Source organism: Pseudoalteromonas sp. DY56-GL79 (assembly GCF_041414765.1).
Taxonomy (GTDB): domain Bacteria; phylum Pseudomonadota; class Gammaproteobacteria; order Enterobacterales; family Alteromonadaceae; genus Pseudoalteromonas; species Pseudoalteromonas piscicida.
The window spans coordinates 1-17544 of the sequence record NZ_JANHZS010000033.1 but is presented as its reverse complement, the minus strand read 5'-3'; the positions used below and the strand labels follow the sequence as shown (position 1 = coordinate 17544).

Genomic DNA, 17544 nt, shown 5'->3' with positions numbered 1-17544 from the left:
TACAGTTTTAGCATTGCAAAGGCCTCAACTACATGTTGAGGCCTTTTTATATTGGACGCCACCCAGTACCAGCGTGTTTCATGATGGAGACATTTTGATGCAAGGCAAGCTTCTTCAATAACTTATTGGAAATCTTTATCTGCTTTGAATCGGAAAGTACATATGAGGGATGGGATAAACATTAAAGAAAAAGCTCTCTTGCGAGAGCTTTGGGCTATGTTTACTCTTAATTAGTTTTTTAAAATAACTTTTAGAAGAGGGGGAAAGTTATTGAAATTAACTAGTTAAGAGTAATTTGGAACTTTTCAGATTGTTTTTCCTGAATGGCATTTATTCGACTGCCAGATTTAAATTTGGTATCGATAGCGCCTCTTCGGGTACGGAACAATGTTACAGTCGTGTCGCATGGCTTTGTTTTATCCAGTGTGTCATCATCAAAGCCTGCAAATTCACTCAATAGAATTTTATATTGCCCACCAGACTCTAGTATTTCAGATTCGAAGCTTATAAGGCTTGAGTCGCCAGTCGTCTTTGTACAAAACGATTTAAATTCGAGAAAAAGCTTGGTAGTGATGTCACTCTCCTCTCTCCACTCGACCAAAATGTCATCATTACGGTTGAATCGTTCAGAAACTGGAGCGTAAAGTTTTATTGGTGCAGGAAGTTTCACTCTAGAGGTTAATTTTTCATTCTCTTTATCACGAATGAACTCAAGTGTTAGCTCAGAATTCTTTGCGGTTGCTGTAAAATAACCCTGATAATCGACATCGAATAGGTCGTTATCCTTTACCAATATCTTTCTTTCATTACCGAGTGTTGCTCTAACACTATCTCCATCAGAAAGAATGACGTTCGCACCAGAACTACTGTTTAAATTGAACTCAGTAACAACTCGGGAGCCTTCAGCATTTGAAGTAACACGAATATCTGCCCAAATCCCTTCTGTTTTTACTACATCTGATTGTGTTGATTCAGTTGAACAACCAATTATTGATGCTAAAGCAATGCAGCTCGATAAAACGCTGGCTCGTTTCACGAATATTTCCTTTTCTTCAATATGTGCAAAAAGAGTGTAGCGCTATTTTAATGTTTCTAGAATAGGGTTTAACAAATTATAACAATTTGTGGTGATGTAAAGTAGAAAGGGAACCTCCGTGTTCCTAGATAAAAACGCTGTCATATTATTGTGTAAATATGAAGAAACAATGGAGGTATCTGACTTAACTGGCGGTGTTTATTGAATATCAGATAGCTTAAGCATATTTGACATCACTTCTTTACCTTCCACATCTTTTAAGCCAATTGTGATTGTGGGATCTGGTTGAGACCAATCAATATCGATGAACCCATAGTTCACATCATGAGTAAACCCAGACACTCGGTGTTGATTTGGGCTGACTTGTTTCCGCTCTTCTGTAAGCCCCGAGCTGGTGACTTCCCAAAAAGGGTAGTCCTGGTGTACTACCTTCGAAATTTCACCCCAGTGTGTATCACCGCTAATAATGATAACGCCACCAAGTTTTTCGCGCGTGATGAAGTTCAGAAGGCGTGATCTATCAGTAGGGTAGTTGGCCCAAGCTTCCCACCCAGTAAATTCGGGTAATAATTGTAGACTAGAGGCGATAATTCGAATAGCGGCAGGTTTTTTTAACTCAGACTCAAGCCATTGCCACTGCTGATCACCCAGCATACTCGTATTTGGAACCGGGCTATACGGTCCCCTATTTTTTGGCTTACGTTTGTTGTCGTACTCTGATTTTGATACTGACGTTAACGCCGGTCGGTTCCATCTCAAGTCGGGCATAATGACGCGAATTAGCTGATTTCCTTGGCCATATTCATACGAGGTATAAATTCCGGAGTCTCTAGTGCGTCGCAAAGAGTTTGCAGGCTCATGCCAAAAGCCTAACATGATCTTTCGTGAGGCTTCTTTTTGAGAATATTCCAAACCTGCGTCATTTTCACCGTAGTCATGGTCGTCCCAAATGGCGATAATTTGAGATTGTTGCCGTAATTCTTGTATAGCCGCGTTTGCGTTAAGCTTTTCATATTTCTTCTTAAGCACATCCATATCCGTGGTGTCACCATAGATGTTGTCTCCGAGAAAGATAAATAGCTCTGGGTTCTCTTTATTAATTGCCGCTAATATAGGCATAGGTTTATCTTGATGAGAACATGAACCAAAGCGAATTGTTGACAAAGTGGCTTGCTCATTGGCATACACGTTCATTGCAACAAACGTCATTAAAGGAAATAGCATGAGACAAGTGAAATGCTTGCGCTTAGCGAGTTTAGCTCGTTTTAGTTTGATCATTTCGCGATGCCTTCAAGCGGCGGTGCTATCTTGGGGTTAAAGGTAGAAGGGTTTTGTCCGAGTAATTGAAGCGCAGTCGCGGTAACTTGCGACAAGGTTTGCTCTTGCTTTGGGAACACTAATCCTTTAGCTTTTATTTTGGGTCCGATTGCTGCAAACCAAACTTGCTCAGAACCTACGATCCCCTCAGGCTGCTTCTCAAGCATGCTTGGGTAGTTCTTTTCAATCGCTGCTTTTGATGAGTGGTGTCTCCAATCCTCACGATCCATACCTCGGCCGTGATCGGTAGTAATGAGTAGGTAGGTGTTGTTTTTGTATTGCGGAATTGCTTGTAAGGTTTGCCATAAGTCGGCCAATATTTTATCAGCACGGTGAATACCTTTGATGTACTCGTCGTAGTTTCCACCATGCGCATAATCATCTGGCTCGCCAAGTGCTAGCATCATCACTCTTGGTTTTTGGGTTTGAAGATAGGCTTTTGCATATTGATACGTAAAGGCATCTAAGCGCACTGAAGACCAGGGGCTCGGAACTTGCTCTTGTAATTCATTTAAAAATTGCAGCTTGGGATTAGTTGTGTGTTTTGCAATTTCAAATCCAGCGTTTATGTGCAATTTGCTCCTTTCACTATTAAAAATCGCAGGGAACACGTCCCAGCTACCAAACACGGCAAGGTTTGGCTCGAAACTAGGCTGAGATTGCAGCCATTCTAAAAACGATATATTTGGGTTCGGGTTTTTGTCATTTGAGTCAATATTGGGATCGGCAATACCAGTAATTACCTCGTTGTAACCCGGGTATGAAAAATACCATGGATTGGAAACTCGCATTGTTGAGTTTTGTTTTCTATCGCCGAGAATGACGCCGTTTTCGACCACGTATTGCCATAAGAATGGCATTAGCTTTTCACGGCTTTGTTGAGCGTTGTGCCCTTGAAAAAGTGTATTTAGCGCTTTTGGATCGCTTGTTGATTCTTTATCGGTAACTAACTGATTATCCAATCCGTAGAACACTTCTTGCCATCTCACACCATCTATTGTAACCAGAATAAGGTTCGGATCACTTTGCTTTGCTTGAGTAAATACACTAAAAGTGAGTATGAATAACCACATTGCACGCTTCATTTTATCTCCCAATCCACATTAGGGCGTATCTGTGTAAAAAGGGCACTGAAGTGCCCTTATTTACTTGTTTTTATTATTAAAAAGTGAGCTTAAAGTTCACAGCAGCGGTGCGTGGAGCACCTATCCATGCAGATTGACCTGCAATACCACCCAAATAACTTTCATCAGTTAGGTTATTGATAGTTAATCTTAGTTCCATATTTTCAACACCAGATAGCGGTGAATCAATCGCAACACCGGCATAAAAATCTGAAGTCATATAGCTATCGACTCTTTGAGTATTCTTCGCATCCATGTAACGTTCGCCCACCCATTTCGTTGAAAGACCCGCGAAATATGGCCCCTCAGCCCAATCAATAGAAATAACAGCTAAATCTTCTGCAGAGCCAAATACTGTGTTACCCGCCGGGAAGTCATTCAAACCACCCGTGTAGGTGGAATCGTTATATGTATATGATGCATAAATCCCCCAGCTGTTTGTTACATACCAAGTTGCAGAAGCTTCAAAACCGCTCGACTCGATACCACCAACATTCACATATGAACCATTAGTGCCAATCAGATAATCAATACCATCTGGTGAATCTGGAGCAATAAAACTAATTCGGTTATCAAACGTTACATCATAGTAGGTCAGGCTGGCATTAAATTCGGTAGATGAATACCTAAAACCTAAATCAATATTTTCAGCAGTTTCAGGCTCGATTTGTTCAAGTGCAGAGGCTTCGCGTTCTAGTACGTTGTCTTTTATAGCTGCAAAGTTTTCGGCATAGCCTGCAAATAACTCTAGGCCTTCGATTGGCATAGGGGCGACGATCCCTGCGCTTAGCAATGCGTCAGAGTCTGAGTCTAGCGCCACTTTTTGACCGCTAAACTTGTCGAGACCTTCTAACTCGACCAAGAATTTCTTGGCGCCAACACGCAGTCGAGCCAAGCCAAAGTCTAATTCATCCTCAATGTAGAGCATGGTTGTATCGACATTAAACTCACGGCTATATTGGATCCAATATGGCGTATGATCAAAATTAGTAGAGACTCGAGCATCAATACGCTTGTGCCAATCTCGCCATTCTTCACGTTGGTAGTCTTCATACCAAAACCCTGCGCGAATGGTGTTATTCATATCGGCAATTTTACCGTAGAAAGTAAAATCAGCATTGATCCCGAGACGGTCTTTACCGTAGTGCGTATGTCGATAAGAGCCTACCGGAATTGCGCCTGCACCATAACATGCCGGATCATACTCTTCGTCAGCACCACCGTATGGGAAAGTCAGGCTTGAGGTACATTTTGCATTTGGTTTTAGTGCTTTACCTTCGCTATCAACGAAGTAAATGCGTCCGATAGGACTACCGCCAGTATAAGGCGCAGTACCTGTTACTTCTGAATGAGGCTGATTTAATCCGTCGTTGTTGATATCAACTAAATAGGGAGGAACCCAATCACCACGACCTTCATTGGTGTGATAATAGACATTACTCGTTAGTGCCCAATTAGTTTGTTCATAGGTTGCTTCTATGTAGCCGAAAATGTTTTCGCGGTGCGTACGCCAGCCATTGCGGTATACTTGGTCTATATGTGGAATACCGGTGATAGTATCCGTTAGTCTATCCCATGCTGGATCTGCTTCAAATTGTTCTTGGCTTACACGTTGGTAGTTTGCTTCAACCACATCGTCATAAGATGCATAAGCTTTTACCGTCAGTGGGCCATTTTGGTGTTTTATTTTAGCGGCTAAATGGTCGCGTTCATTATTCGCGACTTGTTGGATCCAGTCTGAGTTACTTGAGCTAGAAACGCTGATCCAAGCATAGGTATTCTCAATTATTTCACCGGTTTCATAACGAGCGAAGTACTTTTGAGCTTCAAAGTCACCACTGGTGATAGAGAGCGTTAAGCCTTGTTTTTCAGTGGGGTCAATGGTTGTGAAGTTAAGTGTACCACCCAATGCCTCATTGGAGCGTGAGGCAATATCAGCGGTACCTTGAGATACTTGCACTGCACCCAAGTTTTCAGTATCAATGTAGCGGTTTGCTTTCGCACCACCACCATAGTTTGAGTTACCATTGGCAATGCCATCAACCGTAATACCGATTTGCTGCTCGTCTAAACTCAGCTGAAAGCCACGAATAGAAACGGTGGTTGACCAGTCGTCAGAACCAAATGTATCCCCTTCGTTGATGAGTACACCAGGTAAATTATCGATAACAGCCAAAGCTGATGTCATAGCAGACTGTTGCTTGCTCATTTCGTCACTTGTTGCGTTATTTGCAAAGGAAACACTTTGTCCAACAACCGTAACTTCTTCAATGACTTTATCGTCTTTAGTCTTGTCATCGTTAGCGTAGGCGTTAATTGCTAGGGTGGATAATAGTGCGGTAGTGATCAGGTTTAGCTTGCGTTGCGTTTTCATAATTGTTCCAACTTCTAGGTTAATTGTGATCGCTGAAAGAGTCGGCGCAAGTATGGGGAGCTTTTATGACAATTCAGGCCATTTTTATTGAACGTTCAATTAATAAAAGTTTAAAGAATTAAGACACAGGGCATATTTGTATTTTATTCGTGGGACGTAAGATCTATATTTGAGAGTGACTCTGAATAGCAAACAAAGGAAAAGCGGAGTTATTCACAACGAATAACTCGAGGATTAGTTAGGAACTAAATTAATTGGGCATTGGGAGCTGCCGAGTAAATCCAGCAGATTCTTCCCGAGCTTAGTGTTGCTGAAATACGTTGATAGTCATCCACTTCGTACTCATCTGCATGAGCTAATTCAGCTTCAGTGATTAAAAATACAGTGCCCTTGACTTCATCCTCTACATTACCTGTCGCGATTAGAATGGGATGAATATCCATTTGACTACTGATGATAACAGCAGGATCCGTTATTTTAACTTGGCCTACTTTAAATCCACAAAGTACCGCTTTCTCGCCTTCTAAGCGTCTGCCGAACGTATCTAGTTGCACTTGCTCCTGTTGCAATGTGCCGTATGAAAATAATGCTTGCATCACTTAATTCTAATCCGTTGCTCTCCTGCGAGGTCTAAGTCTAAGCTGCGACATTTTCACGGTCAATCAAGATCTTGCGGTCTACCCATATCGGACTGGCTATAATCGCATACGCCTTTTGGATAAATTTGTTTAAGTGTGGTGAGTTGCGTTGAGATATCTACATCCCCGTAGATCCGTTTGGCAAGCGCCTCTTCAATCGATATTTTATGACACTTAAATATATCACCAGCCCAGTTTGCACCGGCTTGAATTCTGCTGGTAGAAAACATCGGATATCTAGCGGTACAGGTCCCTTGCGGCTGGTTATTCCAGATACCATTAAACACTGCTTTGCCGCTGGCGATGACTTTACCTTGTTCGTCGAAACACGTATCAGCAAGTGTCTTCGGTTTTGCGTCTGCAACGGATAAATTTGGCTGTGCTTTGAGGTTGAGTAACCATTCATCCATTTTTTCAAATGCGAGCTGAGTTGGATTAAATGCTTGATGTGCGACCCAAATCACTTGATTCTCTGGGTTTGAATCTGCGGCGGACATTCTCAATCGCGTATAAAATGAAGCAGACATATGATGCATATCTAGCTCATTCTCAAGATAATGTCTGGCGTCAATGATGGGAATATCAACTTTGCCAATAAATACCTGTCCAGAGCGATATGCTTTTTCCATCGCCGCAAGGTTACCGCTGTGCCTCGGTGCGACACCATTATCATCTGGCGTGGTGATATTATGATTGCCCCAAAGAGTGAGCCAAATAGGTACTTTGTGGCCAAACGGTAATACAATTTCTTCTTGTTGCATTTGGTTTTGGGGCTTCCATCCGCCTATTTTTTTGTTGAGATCAATAAATTCAGCCATTGTGATTTGCTGAGCCTTTAATGCTTCTAGTCCATATTGAACGCCTTCGTTATCCCAAGTGCTTAATCCTAAGCCTGATTGATCCGTGCCAAATACGTTGGCCATGTCCTGCCAGTAACTCCAGTTTGTTCTCTCTACTACCTCATCCTCAAAAAAGGCCCTTAAAAACCCTTGCCTTGGATTATTAATAAAAGTAGATAATCCAAAGTAGCCATTAATACATTCACTATTGCCATCAGGGAAGGAAGGCACAAATCCTGACATTAATTGGTTGAGTGGTTGCAAAAAACCAGCCCTTTGCGGAAAGTCGTTAATTGCATTCATGCCTTCAATATGACGGCGGCGGGTCCAATCACGCCATGCTTTTCTGTCATTAGCTCTAAAAGTAAAGTAGTTATTTAGTAAATCACAATCTAACGCGTAAGTGGTTTGGGTGATCATATCAGGGTAACTATAAAGTGGGATAAGGCCATCTAAGATCCCTTGGCTATTTTGTGCAATCAAATATTGTGCGAGTCCACCGCCAGAGCCGCCAATTCCGACCGTATAGAGCGGCTCTCCGTACAAACTAGTAAATTGCTTTTTCACCCGTCTTGCCGTGTCTTCGGCTAATAACATGTTGTAGGTGTAGCTGGTTTTATTGCCACTAGAGCTTATAACTGCGTAGCCAAGCTTTAACTGCTCAAGCTGTCTATCTATCACACGCTCCGGTTTTTGCCTGCCTTGTCTAAAGCCAATCCCAGAACCACCATTAAATTGGTAGATAAGTCGGTTATTCCATTGAGACTTTGCCTGTCTATCACCCATTTCGTCAACTGTGATTGGCATCACTATGGTATAAATGAAGCGATTTATGGTGCCTTGCTCGACGCGCAACAGTAAGCTTGTGTCTATCGCTTTGTTTCCCTTGTCTAACTGCTTGATTTGATTGTCAGAGGTTATCGCAAAGTAGCGTAACCGTGTTTTTGCCATGCAATCTTTACTAAAACCAAGTACTTGGTTTGATTGCTCATCCATCACCGGCACTCCGAGTCCCGCGTGGTTATCTATCTCTGGCTGACCAAGGCCAGAGTCGAGAGTCATACAGTAAAAAGGATATTGGTTAGGGCCAGAGTATAGGTTGGTATTAGGACCAATATCTCCTATCGCAATCGGAAATACGAAGGTATCGACGGGTCTTGTAACTTTTGAAATATGCGGATAAAACTCAATGATAGGATTGCTTTCGCTGTTTGCTATTTTTTCTACACTGTATATTTCTTCTTGCTCACTCGTTAGCCAAAACCAATAACCACAAGCGCCAAGAATAATCAAAGATAATAATGCGGTGAGCCAAGAAAATAAGGACTTCATATGAGCTCCTTCGAGTGCGAGGCAAATGGATAAACGGATATTATAAGTGTAGAACTAGATCATCGCAGTGTGGTTATTTGTTTGTTATTTGAACATGAAATTATTGCGTTAGGAATTAAAAATCATCGCCTAAGTATTTAATCTCAATAGTTTTAATTGTTTTATCCGAAACCTTTTCTAAGAGCGATTCGATACGCTTCGCCATCGCTTGGTTAGCGATGTTGTATCCCATAAATTGCTGCTCAGCATGAAAAGGACGCGGTAGAAAAGTGACTTCGAGTTGATGGCGGCGGATCATCTCTAAAGCCCACACTTTATCGACTAAAATTGCATCAACTCTGTTGTTATTGAGTACGCTAAAAAACTTTTTGCCGTCGTCATGGTTTTGCTCATAAAATGAACGGCTGACAATGGCTGCGTTGATTTTTTTCAGCCCTTGTACAGCCGCTTCCGGGTAGCTGTAATCCTCTGAGATCATGACTCTTGGGGCGGCAAGTTGATAAAAGTCATCAGGGTTGCTGAAGCGACCTTGTTTTACCGCAAGAGAGAGCAGCCAAGTGGTGAATGACACATCAATGATTGGAAAGCCATCGGCCTCATCCACATGTAAAGTAAAATCAAAAGTACCATCGGCAACGCCTGCTAAACAGCGACGATAAGGAAGTTCATGAAATGTCACTCGATAGGGAGTGCCAATAAGTGCTGATTTAATTATATCAACCTCTATGCCCCGAACTTGTTTTTGCTCATTAACAAAGCTGTAAGGCCACCACCGCTCAAAGCAAATGTGTACCGCACGACTATCCGTTTTTGCAAGTGCACTGGTACTAAGTAGGGCGAGTAGCAATAAGAGAACAATTTGCATCAGTGCGTTTATCCTAAATTACCTTCTCTAAGCGTAATGATAGATTGGAAAAAGCGCAACAAAAGAACATATTATGGGCGTTTCATGTTTATACAAAAATCAATTCAATGTGGCTGCTATTAACATGCCTTTGCACACAGAAGTATCAGGATATTCACTATAACTTTTTATGTAATAAAAATGATTATCATATCAATTGTATTTTGTGTTGCTGAAAATAAAACATTAGTTATAATCTTAACCTCACCTTAATCCTCAATCTAATTGTAAAACGGAGTTTTACCTTGTTAAGTGTGTTTTTTGTCGCTCTTCTGAGCCTTGCAATTACGTTAATTTACTGCACAAACAAGCATCAGCGCTTGTTAAAGCGACCTCTGCCAAACAATGCCAGATCTGCTGGCTACATTCTTCTGGCAATTACATTCATTTTTGCAATACAAATTTTTGCAGGTGCAGCGGTCGTATTTAGTTGGCTTATCGGTGTCATGGTGCTTACCGCGCTTATTCCCTTCACCATCTTAATACTTTTTAGGAAATCACAATGAGCCGGTTGTCACAAGTCGAAAAGGTTCAACCCGATTGGTTAGGTAAAACGCTGGCAGGTATTATTTTAGGCCTAGCGTTGAGTTTTGGTCTAGTTGGCCTTTTCGCTTGGCTTGGTAGCGATGGCCTAACTCAAACTATAAGTGTCGAGAAGCACAGTTGGCGCACCCAGTTCAATATGTGGATGGTTTCACCTATTTGGCTGTTAATTTTAAGCTTTGTATTTATGTTTAAAAATTATAAGCAAGCAGTACTTTGGTTGGGTGGGGCGAATATCGTTGTGTATGTATTATTGTATTTTGTAAGAGGGATGGCATGAAGATCCGCGCTGATATTTTAAGGATTTACCAGAGCGTTCATACTTGGACGGGGATCACCACAGGATTGCTGCTGTTTATCGGATTCTTTGCTGGTGCTATTACGATGTTTGCGAGCAGTATCGATAAATGGGCTACGCCTCCTTCCCATCAATTGTCGCAAGTAGAAACCACCCAGTACGATGAGTTGCTCCGACGTGCTTTCGTACAATATCCAGAGTCACAAAACGGGATTAAAGTCAGTTTTGAGGAAGGACAATCTCCCATTACGTGGTACCAACAAGGTAATGCGAGAGGGTTAAGCTTAGATAAGCAGCTATGGCATGGTACATTGAATGAGTCCGGTGAGCTTGAAGCCCATACCAGCTATATCAATGAGTTGTCGTCATTGGTTGATTACCTTCACCGCAGCGCAGGTATTGTAGGTGAAATCGGTCACGACCATGCTGGAGTTTATGTACTTGGAATAGCTGCAATCTTGTATTTTTTAGCACTGGTATCTGGGGTGATCTTCTTATTGCCAACCCTAGTGAAGAGCTTCTTTGCGTTAAGAGACAAAAAAGGGGCTAGCCGTTTTTGGTTAGATACGCATAACTTAATTGGGATCACCAGCCTACCGTTTCATATTATTATCGCGATTACGGTGATTGTATTCGCATTTCATGATTTCTTATACGATGGTCTAGGCAAACTTTACGGTGATAAACCACTATTTGGGCGTGAAGCGCCGTCAGCGGTTGAGTTTAAAGTTGAGAACTTACCCAGCATTGAAGAAATCATGGAAAAGGCACGTGCTTATGCACCTGAACATCAAATTAAAGAAATTACCCTCAGTCGCTTAAATAGCAAAGGACCTTCAGCTTCTATACAACTCGTAAGTGATGAGCACTTAATGCGCGGACCTAACACAGACTTTTTGTTTATGAATCCTTATACGTTTGAGATTTCTACAAGCAGTGTTATGAACGGCGATCAAGGTATCTGGGGGGCGGTGGTTACCACGTTATTCGGTCTTCACTTTGGGAGTTACGGTGGTGAATTTGGACGCTGGGCTTATTTTATTATGGGGATTTTAGGCGCAGTGCTGTTTTATACAGGTAACTTATTGTGGCTTGAGAAGCGCCGTAAGCAAAAACAGCCAGAGCAATCAAAATCAAGCCGAGTGATGGGTAAATTAACTATTGGCGTGGCAATGGGCTCATTATTGGGTGTAGCCGCGGCGTTTGCCGTAACAAAATGGACTGCGTTGACCACAATGAACATTAATGTTGTGTATATGTGGGTCTATTATCTGTGTTTTGGGTTTACCTTGATTGCGGCATTCGTTATCGGTATGAGTAAAACGGCAATTTGGTCACAAAGGGCGATTGCCATTTTGTGCTTCTCGTTGCCACTGACTTCAGTCATTGTGTTTGCAATCCCAAGTCTTGGCATTTGGCCTGCGACAGCTTGGTCCTCTATTGGTTTGGAGTTAACTGCTATGATCTTAGGTGTTATTTTTTGGCGAATGGCAGATAAGACAAAGCATAGAGCTTACTATGGCGAAGCCAATAGCATTTGGTTTATTGGTCAACATCAAAGCGAATGTGAATTACAAACGCAGTCAGCGTAGTAAAAATGTAAAAAGGGGCGAGTAGCTCCTTTTTACTTACAAAGTGTCATCTATTTTTTCAAATCTGTTATCCTACTCGCTTTGCAATTCTCTACGGAAAAATTATGGAGCTTACAGCTTGGTTAAGCCTTGCTGCTATTTGTGCTTTTGGTGCGATGTCACCAGGCCCAAGTTTAGCGGTTGTCTTGCGTTATAGCCTATTTCATAGTGCCAAACATGGTATCGTCGCAAGCCTTGCGCATGGTTTGGGAGTTGGAATTTATGCCAGCCTAGCAATCTTAGGGTTGTCAGGGCTCATTCATCAATTTCCGATTGTATACCAATTTTTGGTTTACGGTGGTGCTGCCTACTTGGCATGGATGGGGATAAAAATCTTAATGAGTAAGAGCCAAGGGTTAGCGGTATCACAGTTTCAAGCAGCAACGTCGTATGCCAACGCTGCGCAGGATGGTTTTGCAATTGCATTTTTGAATCCGAAATTGGCTATTTTCTTCGTCGCACTCTTTTCGCAGTTTATCGACCCAGAAAAGATGACACTAACGGTAGGTTTTATCATGTGTATCACCGTGCTAACGATAGATGCGTTGTGGTATTTTATTGTCTCAATTTTGAGTGCTTCAGCAAGAGATAAATTCGATTTAACGGCCAAACGTGCTGTGATTGATAAAATACTGGGCTGTGCCTTTTTACTGCTTGCCATGCGAGTGATTTACCAATCCTTGTAGCCATTGTAAGCACTTCTTGGTCGGCGCTCTATCTTTGCGCCCATCAGGGATGATCGCATAATATGCATAGGGAGCGGGGATCGCCAGTTCGCGCTTATCAAGCTGAACTAATCGACCACTAGAAATTTCTCTAGTAGCCAGTTTAGGCTCAACTAGGCCAATTGCATTCTCATCTTGTATATACTGGATCACTTGTGTCATTTCATCGAACGAAATTTGTTCAAAACTGCTGAGCTCGTTGTTGGTGATGCTTTCGTACCAAGTTGACCAACTAGGCCACTCTAAAGAACCGACGCGACACTTAACTGAACACAACAAAAATTGAGGAAATGTTTTAGGATTTTCCAACAAGGCTTGATGCTGTTGCCAAAAAGCCTTGTTGCAGACGGCGATAAGGCTGGTACTCATCAATTTTTTTATTTCAACAGCTCCTTCCAACACACCATCACAAAAGCGTATCGCAATATCAAAGTCGCTCTGTACCAATGGTCGTATTTTATCCGAAATATCGATTTCAATGTTGATATCAGGGTTTGATGATTTAAAACGAGCTAAATTAGGTAACAGTAGTTGAGTGGCAAAGCGCGTACTGGCGGTAATGCGTAATGTTTTATTACCTTGGTTGAGCTGCTTTGCTTGCGCTATTGCCGAGTGCATTTGTGTAAGCGACTTAGAAGCTTGTTGGCAAATGAGTTGCCCTTCTTTGGTCACTTCAAGACCTCCACTTTGTCGTGTAAATAACAAAAAACCAAGTCGACTTTCAAGTTGTCTAACTTGGTAGCTCACGGCTGCAGATGTAAGTCCAAGTTCTTCTGCTACTTTTGAAAAGTTGTTAAGCCGCAAGCTTGCATCTAAGATTTGTAAGAGAGAACCACTTAAGTACTTCATTTAATACCCTGCAAATTAAATTTGTAGTGTTTGAAAAAACTATTCGTTTTTCAAAACCCCCTAGTTTCGAGAGAATAATACCACACAGAGGTATTTGGACTAGTGAAATGAAAGATAAGTTTTCTACTTTTATCAATGGTAATGTAGCGAAAATAGAGGAGTTAGAAAATCTGGCATTTGCAGGGCATGCACATTTTACTGCAATGCAAATGCGAGAATATGGAGTAAAAGGATTTGAGTTTCATATTGCAAGGTTACGGCAAGCTTCACAAAAAATATTTTCAATGGAGTTGAAAGAGACTGATGTGGTAGAGCAGCTACAAGCTGCGGTAAAGGAAGCTCCAAAGGATGGCTCAATCTTAATCACGGTATTTAGTTCAGATGGTGAATTTACGCAAAAATCAAAAGATGCGGATCTCAATATTATGATTAAAACAAGTGCTGCACATGATGGTCCAGCGGGGACGATGAGCCTTAAATCTTATGATTATCAGCGCCCACTTGCTGACATTAAACATGTAGGTGAAATCGCAAAAACTTATTTTTTGCGTGAAGCAAACAAAGCCGGGTTTGACGACGCACTTTTCGTTCATGACAATCGAGTATTGGAAGGCAGTATTTGGAATCTTGTTGGCTGGGATGGCGAAGGGTTAGTTTGGCCAAAAGGGGCCAAATTACACGGTACTATGATGCAAACAATAGAAGCAATGGCGCATCAAACCGGTATAAAGCAAAGAAGTGTTGATATTTCAATCAGTGAAATAGCTCAGCTAGAGGGGCTTGCACTGCTCAACTCTTGGACACCCTGTGTTCCGGTTGCTGCGCTTGATGGTATACAGCTAAATCTAAACCAAGACTTTTATACATTACTACGAACGTTACACGATAAGGCGCCTGTGACTAGCTTGGTCTAACTAATCTAACCCTTTGCGCTGTATGTAGTTATGAAGAATAAATGCTTTGAGTTTTTCGTTATCGGTTTTATTCATTGCAAAGGATACGGCGAGCTCCAGCGGGCTTGCCACTTTTATTGAGTGGACGTTTGCAAACAGTGGAATAGGGTCAGCAAGATATAATTTAGCTATCCGACTGATCACATTAATTTGGATTGCATTTGCTTGGTAGGGAAAAGTATTAATCAGTCCACCAGATTGGGATATGGAGACCATGTTAAACGGCATCATTTGAGGAGACAATCTAAATCTGACCGGCGTTGATGGGCAGGTACGCCAGCTACGTGGCGCACTAGAGTTAGCGGCTTCCACGATATTAGGTGCTTCTAAGTTGTTGTCTAAAATCTCCATCAATGCCGACAGGTCGCTAAGTGGAAACTCGACCTGCTCGTTGGCATTTTTGGCAACGAGACTAAACTGAGAACTATTTGAAATACTCGCAAGTAACTTTTTAATCTCACTGTGAGTTTGCTGTTTTTGATCCCTAGCTTCCGGCAATAGCGAGCCTGCAACGCGATTACCGGCTAGGGTTCGGTTAATGAATTGTAATTCTTCCTTCGTCAATTTCATGATTAAGCACATCCATTGGGTGGTTGATATTTATACAGCAAGGTTTATACCAAATTCCGCTTTCGTTGCTATTGCGGCGTTTCTTTTTTAAGTACGGGCTTTGCAATTTGTTCAGCAGTAGACTTGTTGCCATTTAGCCTTCAAATAGGGCAACCTAACGTACCTAAGCGGCAATGAATTGCCCATGAAGCTGTACGAGTTATTTAAGAAAATGAAATATTTCCGTGTTCAGTGGCTATTGATATGAATTCATCGGCTGATTGTTGAAAATATTTATTTGGAATAATGCTTGCAAAGGTCTAGCACCGAGATTGTTTTTTTAGACTTGCCCAATGCCAACGTTTTTAACTGGACATCAAGTATCGCTCATAGAGCCTACTTCACTGAACTTTTCACCTGTAGAGCGAGAGAAGTTAGTGATCCCGAGCGCTCATAATCAGCTTACAGCAAATGACAATCGCCTTGCTGCTGGTGGGGGGCGTGCTCACACCTTTAAACAAAACTTTATGAATGCCATGAGCAATGGCTCGGCTAGCGAAACGTCGCAACATGACAAAAGTGAAGCGCTACTGCAGTTCCAATTTGCAGATCATGAAATACTATTCGACCTTACAAGCATCGCCTCTCATGATGAGGCTGCTTACGAAAAGCTCCGAGCGTTGCTGGCTGATATGATGACAAGACCCGTAAAGGTTGATATCAGCAGTAAAGACCAAGCGCAGCAATTACTGTTTAAAAATTTAGAGCTAGATTTTTTAGCGTACAAGGAGCTCTCTGAGCGGTTGGAAATGTTAGCAAAGCTTGACCATGAAACTGAAAGTCAAAAAGCATTGGCACAGCAAGATAGAGATCGCATTCGTGCGGTAATTGCCAGTTTACATGCACGCCTAGAGAAGGGCCAAGAGGCGTTACTTGGCGGAACAACATTAAAAGCGTTGGATGTTAATCGCAAAGATTTTGAGCTTGAATTAGATAGCCTGTTTACCAGTGTTGGCTTTGATTCGGATATGCCAGTAACTGGCGCGACTTGATTGCCGTGAACATTATTGTTTGCTGGGATCTGCACTTTTTACCAGGTAAAAAATGTAGTAGCCCATACCCGAATCTCACCGTTTAAAAAGAACGGGGCTAGACTTTATCTGACATACGTTTTGAGCGAACAAAAGACGGTCGTCAACGTTACTTTTGTTCCACAAAGCGCACGTTCTATTAAGCTAACCCACTAAAAGCGAAGGCTAACACCGTGTGGGAGTCATTATGTCTATAACACAGAATCAACTCCTTGCTCAAAACGGTTAGTTGAACTATTATTTGTACGTTATTTTGTACCAATTGGAGTTCAATATGAGTCGTATTCATTTCGATCAAGATATTCAGCCGTTATCTGAATTTCGCTCAGGTGTGGCTTCTTACATCAAACAAATCAATGAGACTCGCCGTCCATTGGTCATTACACAACGTGGTAAAGGTGTAGCTGTTGTTCTCGATGTTGCAGAGTATGAAGCAATGCAAGAGAAAATCGAATTACTTGAAGAAATGCGCACAGCTGAAGCTCAATTTGCTTCAGGGCTTGGTGTTTCCAATGAAGATGCTCGTGCTCAAGCACTGGGGCGCATTAAGAAATGAAAGTAGTTTGGTCTCCATTAGCGCTTCAGAAGCTAGGAGATGCAGCGGAATTTATTTCTTTGGATAATCCACCTGCGGCAGAAAAGTGGGTAAACGAAGTTTTTGACAAAACTGAACTACTTGGAAGTATGCCTGAAATGGGGCGTTTTGTTCCTGAAATGCCCAATACTAACTATCGTGAAATCATTTTTGATCACTATCGTATTATCTATAGCTTAAGCCATGAGATTCGCGTACTAACAGTTCGTAATTGTCGTCAAATGTTGTCAGAAGATGACGTGTAAAACTGTTTTATAATCGAGTAGCCGAGGGTATCTAGCCCTCAGCCCCACAACACCCTGCATACGGGTCCGTACAGGGCGTTTCATCTAACAGATTACCCGGTTGGGTAATGCACTTTTATCCATCCGTCTCTGAGTGAATATAGTCCCTCGTTTTTCAGATAATTTAAGCTTAAAGCCTATTGAATACTGGGGGGAACTGCGCCAATGCCCTTTACTTGTGAGGAAAATAAGGGAAAATAAGTTGAAGAAAATAAGTGACATCCACCACTATTGATATTCAAGCTGGGGGAAAATAAGGAGGGAAAATAAGGAGGGAAAATAAGGAGGGAAAATAAGGAGGGAAAATAAGGAGGGAAAATAAGGAGGGAAAATAAGTGACATCCACCACTATTGATATTCAAGCTGGGGAAGTGAAGTAAAAAAGGTAAGCGTACGGCGAACTACACCTGGAGGCTAACATGCCAGGGCAGTAAGCTGTCGATATCGCACTGGGGCTGGGCT

At 42.0% G+C, this 17544-nt stretch carries 16 protein-coding genes; 7 read left to right on the top strand and 9 right to left on the bottom strand.

Annotated features, from left to right (window positions below; translation table 11 throughout):
* Positions 1–280: 280 nt before the first annotated feature.
* From NO992_RS20565 to NO992_RS20535, 7 genes are all read right to left on the bottom strand, one after another.
* Complete coding sequence (locus NO992_RS20565; protein ID WP_371380210.1) at positions 281–1036, bottom strand: hypothetical protein; 756 nt, start codon at positions 1034–1036, stop codon at positions 281–283.
* A gap of 198 nt (positions 1037–1234) precedes the next feature.
* On the bottom strand, positions 1235–2314 hold the full coding sequence (locus tag NO992_RS20560; protein ID WP_371380208.1) for an alkaline phosphatase D family protein: 1080 nt from the start codon (positions 2312–2314) through the stop codon (positions 1235–1237).
* Entirely contained in the window at positions 2311–3438 is a 1128-nt protein-coding gene (locus tag NO992_RS20555) for an alkaline phosphatase family protein (protein ID WP_371380206.1), read from the bottom strand. The genes NO992_RS20560 and NO992_RS20555 overlap by 4 nt, the downstream gene beginning before the upstream one ends.
* Before the next feature lie 76 nt (positions 3439–3514).
* The gene (locus NO992_RS20550; RefSeq protein ID WP_371380204.1) at positions 3515–5851 is read right to left on the bottom strand and encodes a TonB-dependent receptor; all 2337 of its coding nucleotides are present in this window, start codon (positions 5849–5851) and stop codon (positions 3515–3517) included.
* 245 nt (positions 5852–6096) lie between these two features.
* A complete protein-coding gene (locus tag NO992_RS20545) occupies positions 6097–6450 on the bottom strand; it encodes a gamma-glutamylcyclotransferase family protein (protein ID WP_371380202.1) in 354 nt (117 codons plus the stop codon).
* Positions 6451–6509: 59 nt separating this feature from the next.
* Positions 6510–8660, bottom strand: coding sequence for a DUF6351 family protein (locus tag NO992_RS20540; protein ID WP_371380200.1), 2151 nt, complete (start codon positions 8658–8660; stop codon positions 6510–6512).
* A 115-nt stretch (positions 8661–8775) separates the two neighbouring features.
* Positions 8776–9525 carry a substrate-binding periplasmic protein gene (locus tag NO992_RS20535; protein ID WP_371380198.1) on the bottom strand — a complete coding sequence of 250 codons (750 nt, stop codon included), beginning with the start codon at positions 9523–9525 and terminating at the stop codon, positions 8776–8778.
* A gap of 541 nt (positions 9526–10066) precedes the next feature.
* Here NO992_RS20535 and NO992_RS20530 point away from each other — a divergent pair.
* From NO992_RS20530 to NO992_RS20520, 3 genes are all read left to right on the top strand, one after another.
* Positions 10067–10387 carry a hypothetical protein gene (locus NO992_RS20530; protein WP_253106845.1) on the top strand — a complete coding sequence of 107 codons (321 nt, stop codon included), beginning with the start codon at positions 10067–10069 and terminating at the stop codon, positions 10385–10387.
* Complete coding sequence (locus tag NO992_RS20525) at positions 10384–11997, top strand: PepSY domain-containing protein (protein ID WP_371380195.1); 1614 nt, start codon at positions 10384–10386, stop codon at positions 11995–11997. Before NO992_RS20530 ends, NO992_RS20525 begins: the two co-directional genes overlap by 4 nt.
* 104 nt (positions 11998–12101) lie before the next feature.
* Positions 12102–12722, top strand: coding sequence for a LysE family translocator (locus NO992_RS20520; protein ID WP_371380193.1), 621 nt, complete (start codon positions 12102–12104; stop codon positions 12720–12722).
* On the opposite strand, the gene NO992_RS20515 is transcribed toward NO992_RS20520, so the two are convergent.
* Positions 12684–13610 carry a LysR substrate-binding domain-containing protein gene (locus NO992_RS20515; RefSeq protein ID WP_371380191.1) on the bottom strand — a complete coding sequence of 309 codons (927 nt, stop codon included), beginning with the start codon at positions 13608–13610 and terminating at the stop codon, positions 12684–12686. The two genes, NO992_RS20520 and NO992_RS20515, sit on opposite strands and share 39 nt — an antisense overlap.
* Positions 13611–13717: 107 nt before the next feature.
* On the opposite strand from NO992_RS20515, the gene NO992_RS20510 reads away from it, so the two are divergent.
* Positions 13718–14524 (top strand): aminotransferase class IV, encoded by an 807-nt coding sequence (locus tag NO992_RS20510; protein WP_371380189.1) that lies wholly within the window; start codon positions 13718–13720, stop codon positions 14522–14524.
* Here the strand turns inward: NO992_RS20510 and NO992_RS20505 are convergent, their stop codons facing one another.
* Positions 14525–15133, bottom strand: a complete 609-nt coding sequence (locus tag NO992_RS20505) for a hypothetical protein (RefSeq protein ID WP_017216656.1) — start codon at positions 15131–15133, stop codon at positions 14525–14527.
* Positions 15134–15465: 332 nt separating this feature from the next.
* Here NO992_RS20505 and NO992_RS20500 point away from each other — a divergent pair, with 332 nt between their 5' ends.
* The 3 genes from NO992_RS20500 (at position 15466) to NO992_RS20490 (ending at position 17043) form a co-directional block, all read left to right on the top strand.
* Positions 15466–16164, top strand: a complete 699-nt coding sequence (locus tag NO992_RS20500) for a hypothetical protein (RefSeq protein WP_045963565.1) — start codon at positions 15466–15468, stop codon at positions 16162–16164.
* Between the two features lie 313 nt (positions 16165–16477).
* Positions 16478–16759, top strand: coding sequence for a type II toxin-antitoxin system Phd/YefM family antitoxin (locus tag NO992_RS20495; protein WP_010377832.1), 282 nt, complete (start codon positions 16478–16480; stop codon positions 16757–16759).
* Positions 16756–17043 (top strand): type II toxin-antitoxin system RelE/ParE family toxin, encoded by a 288-nt coding sequence (locus NO992_RS20490; protein ID WP_371380185.1) that lies wholly within the window; start codon positions 16756–16758, stop codon positions 17041–17043. The genes NO992_RS20495 and NO992_RS20490 overlap by 4 nt, the downstream gene beginning before the upstream one ends.
* The last annotated feature ends 501 nt before the right edge of the window (positions 17044–17544 follow it).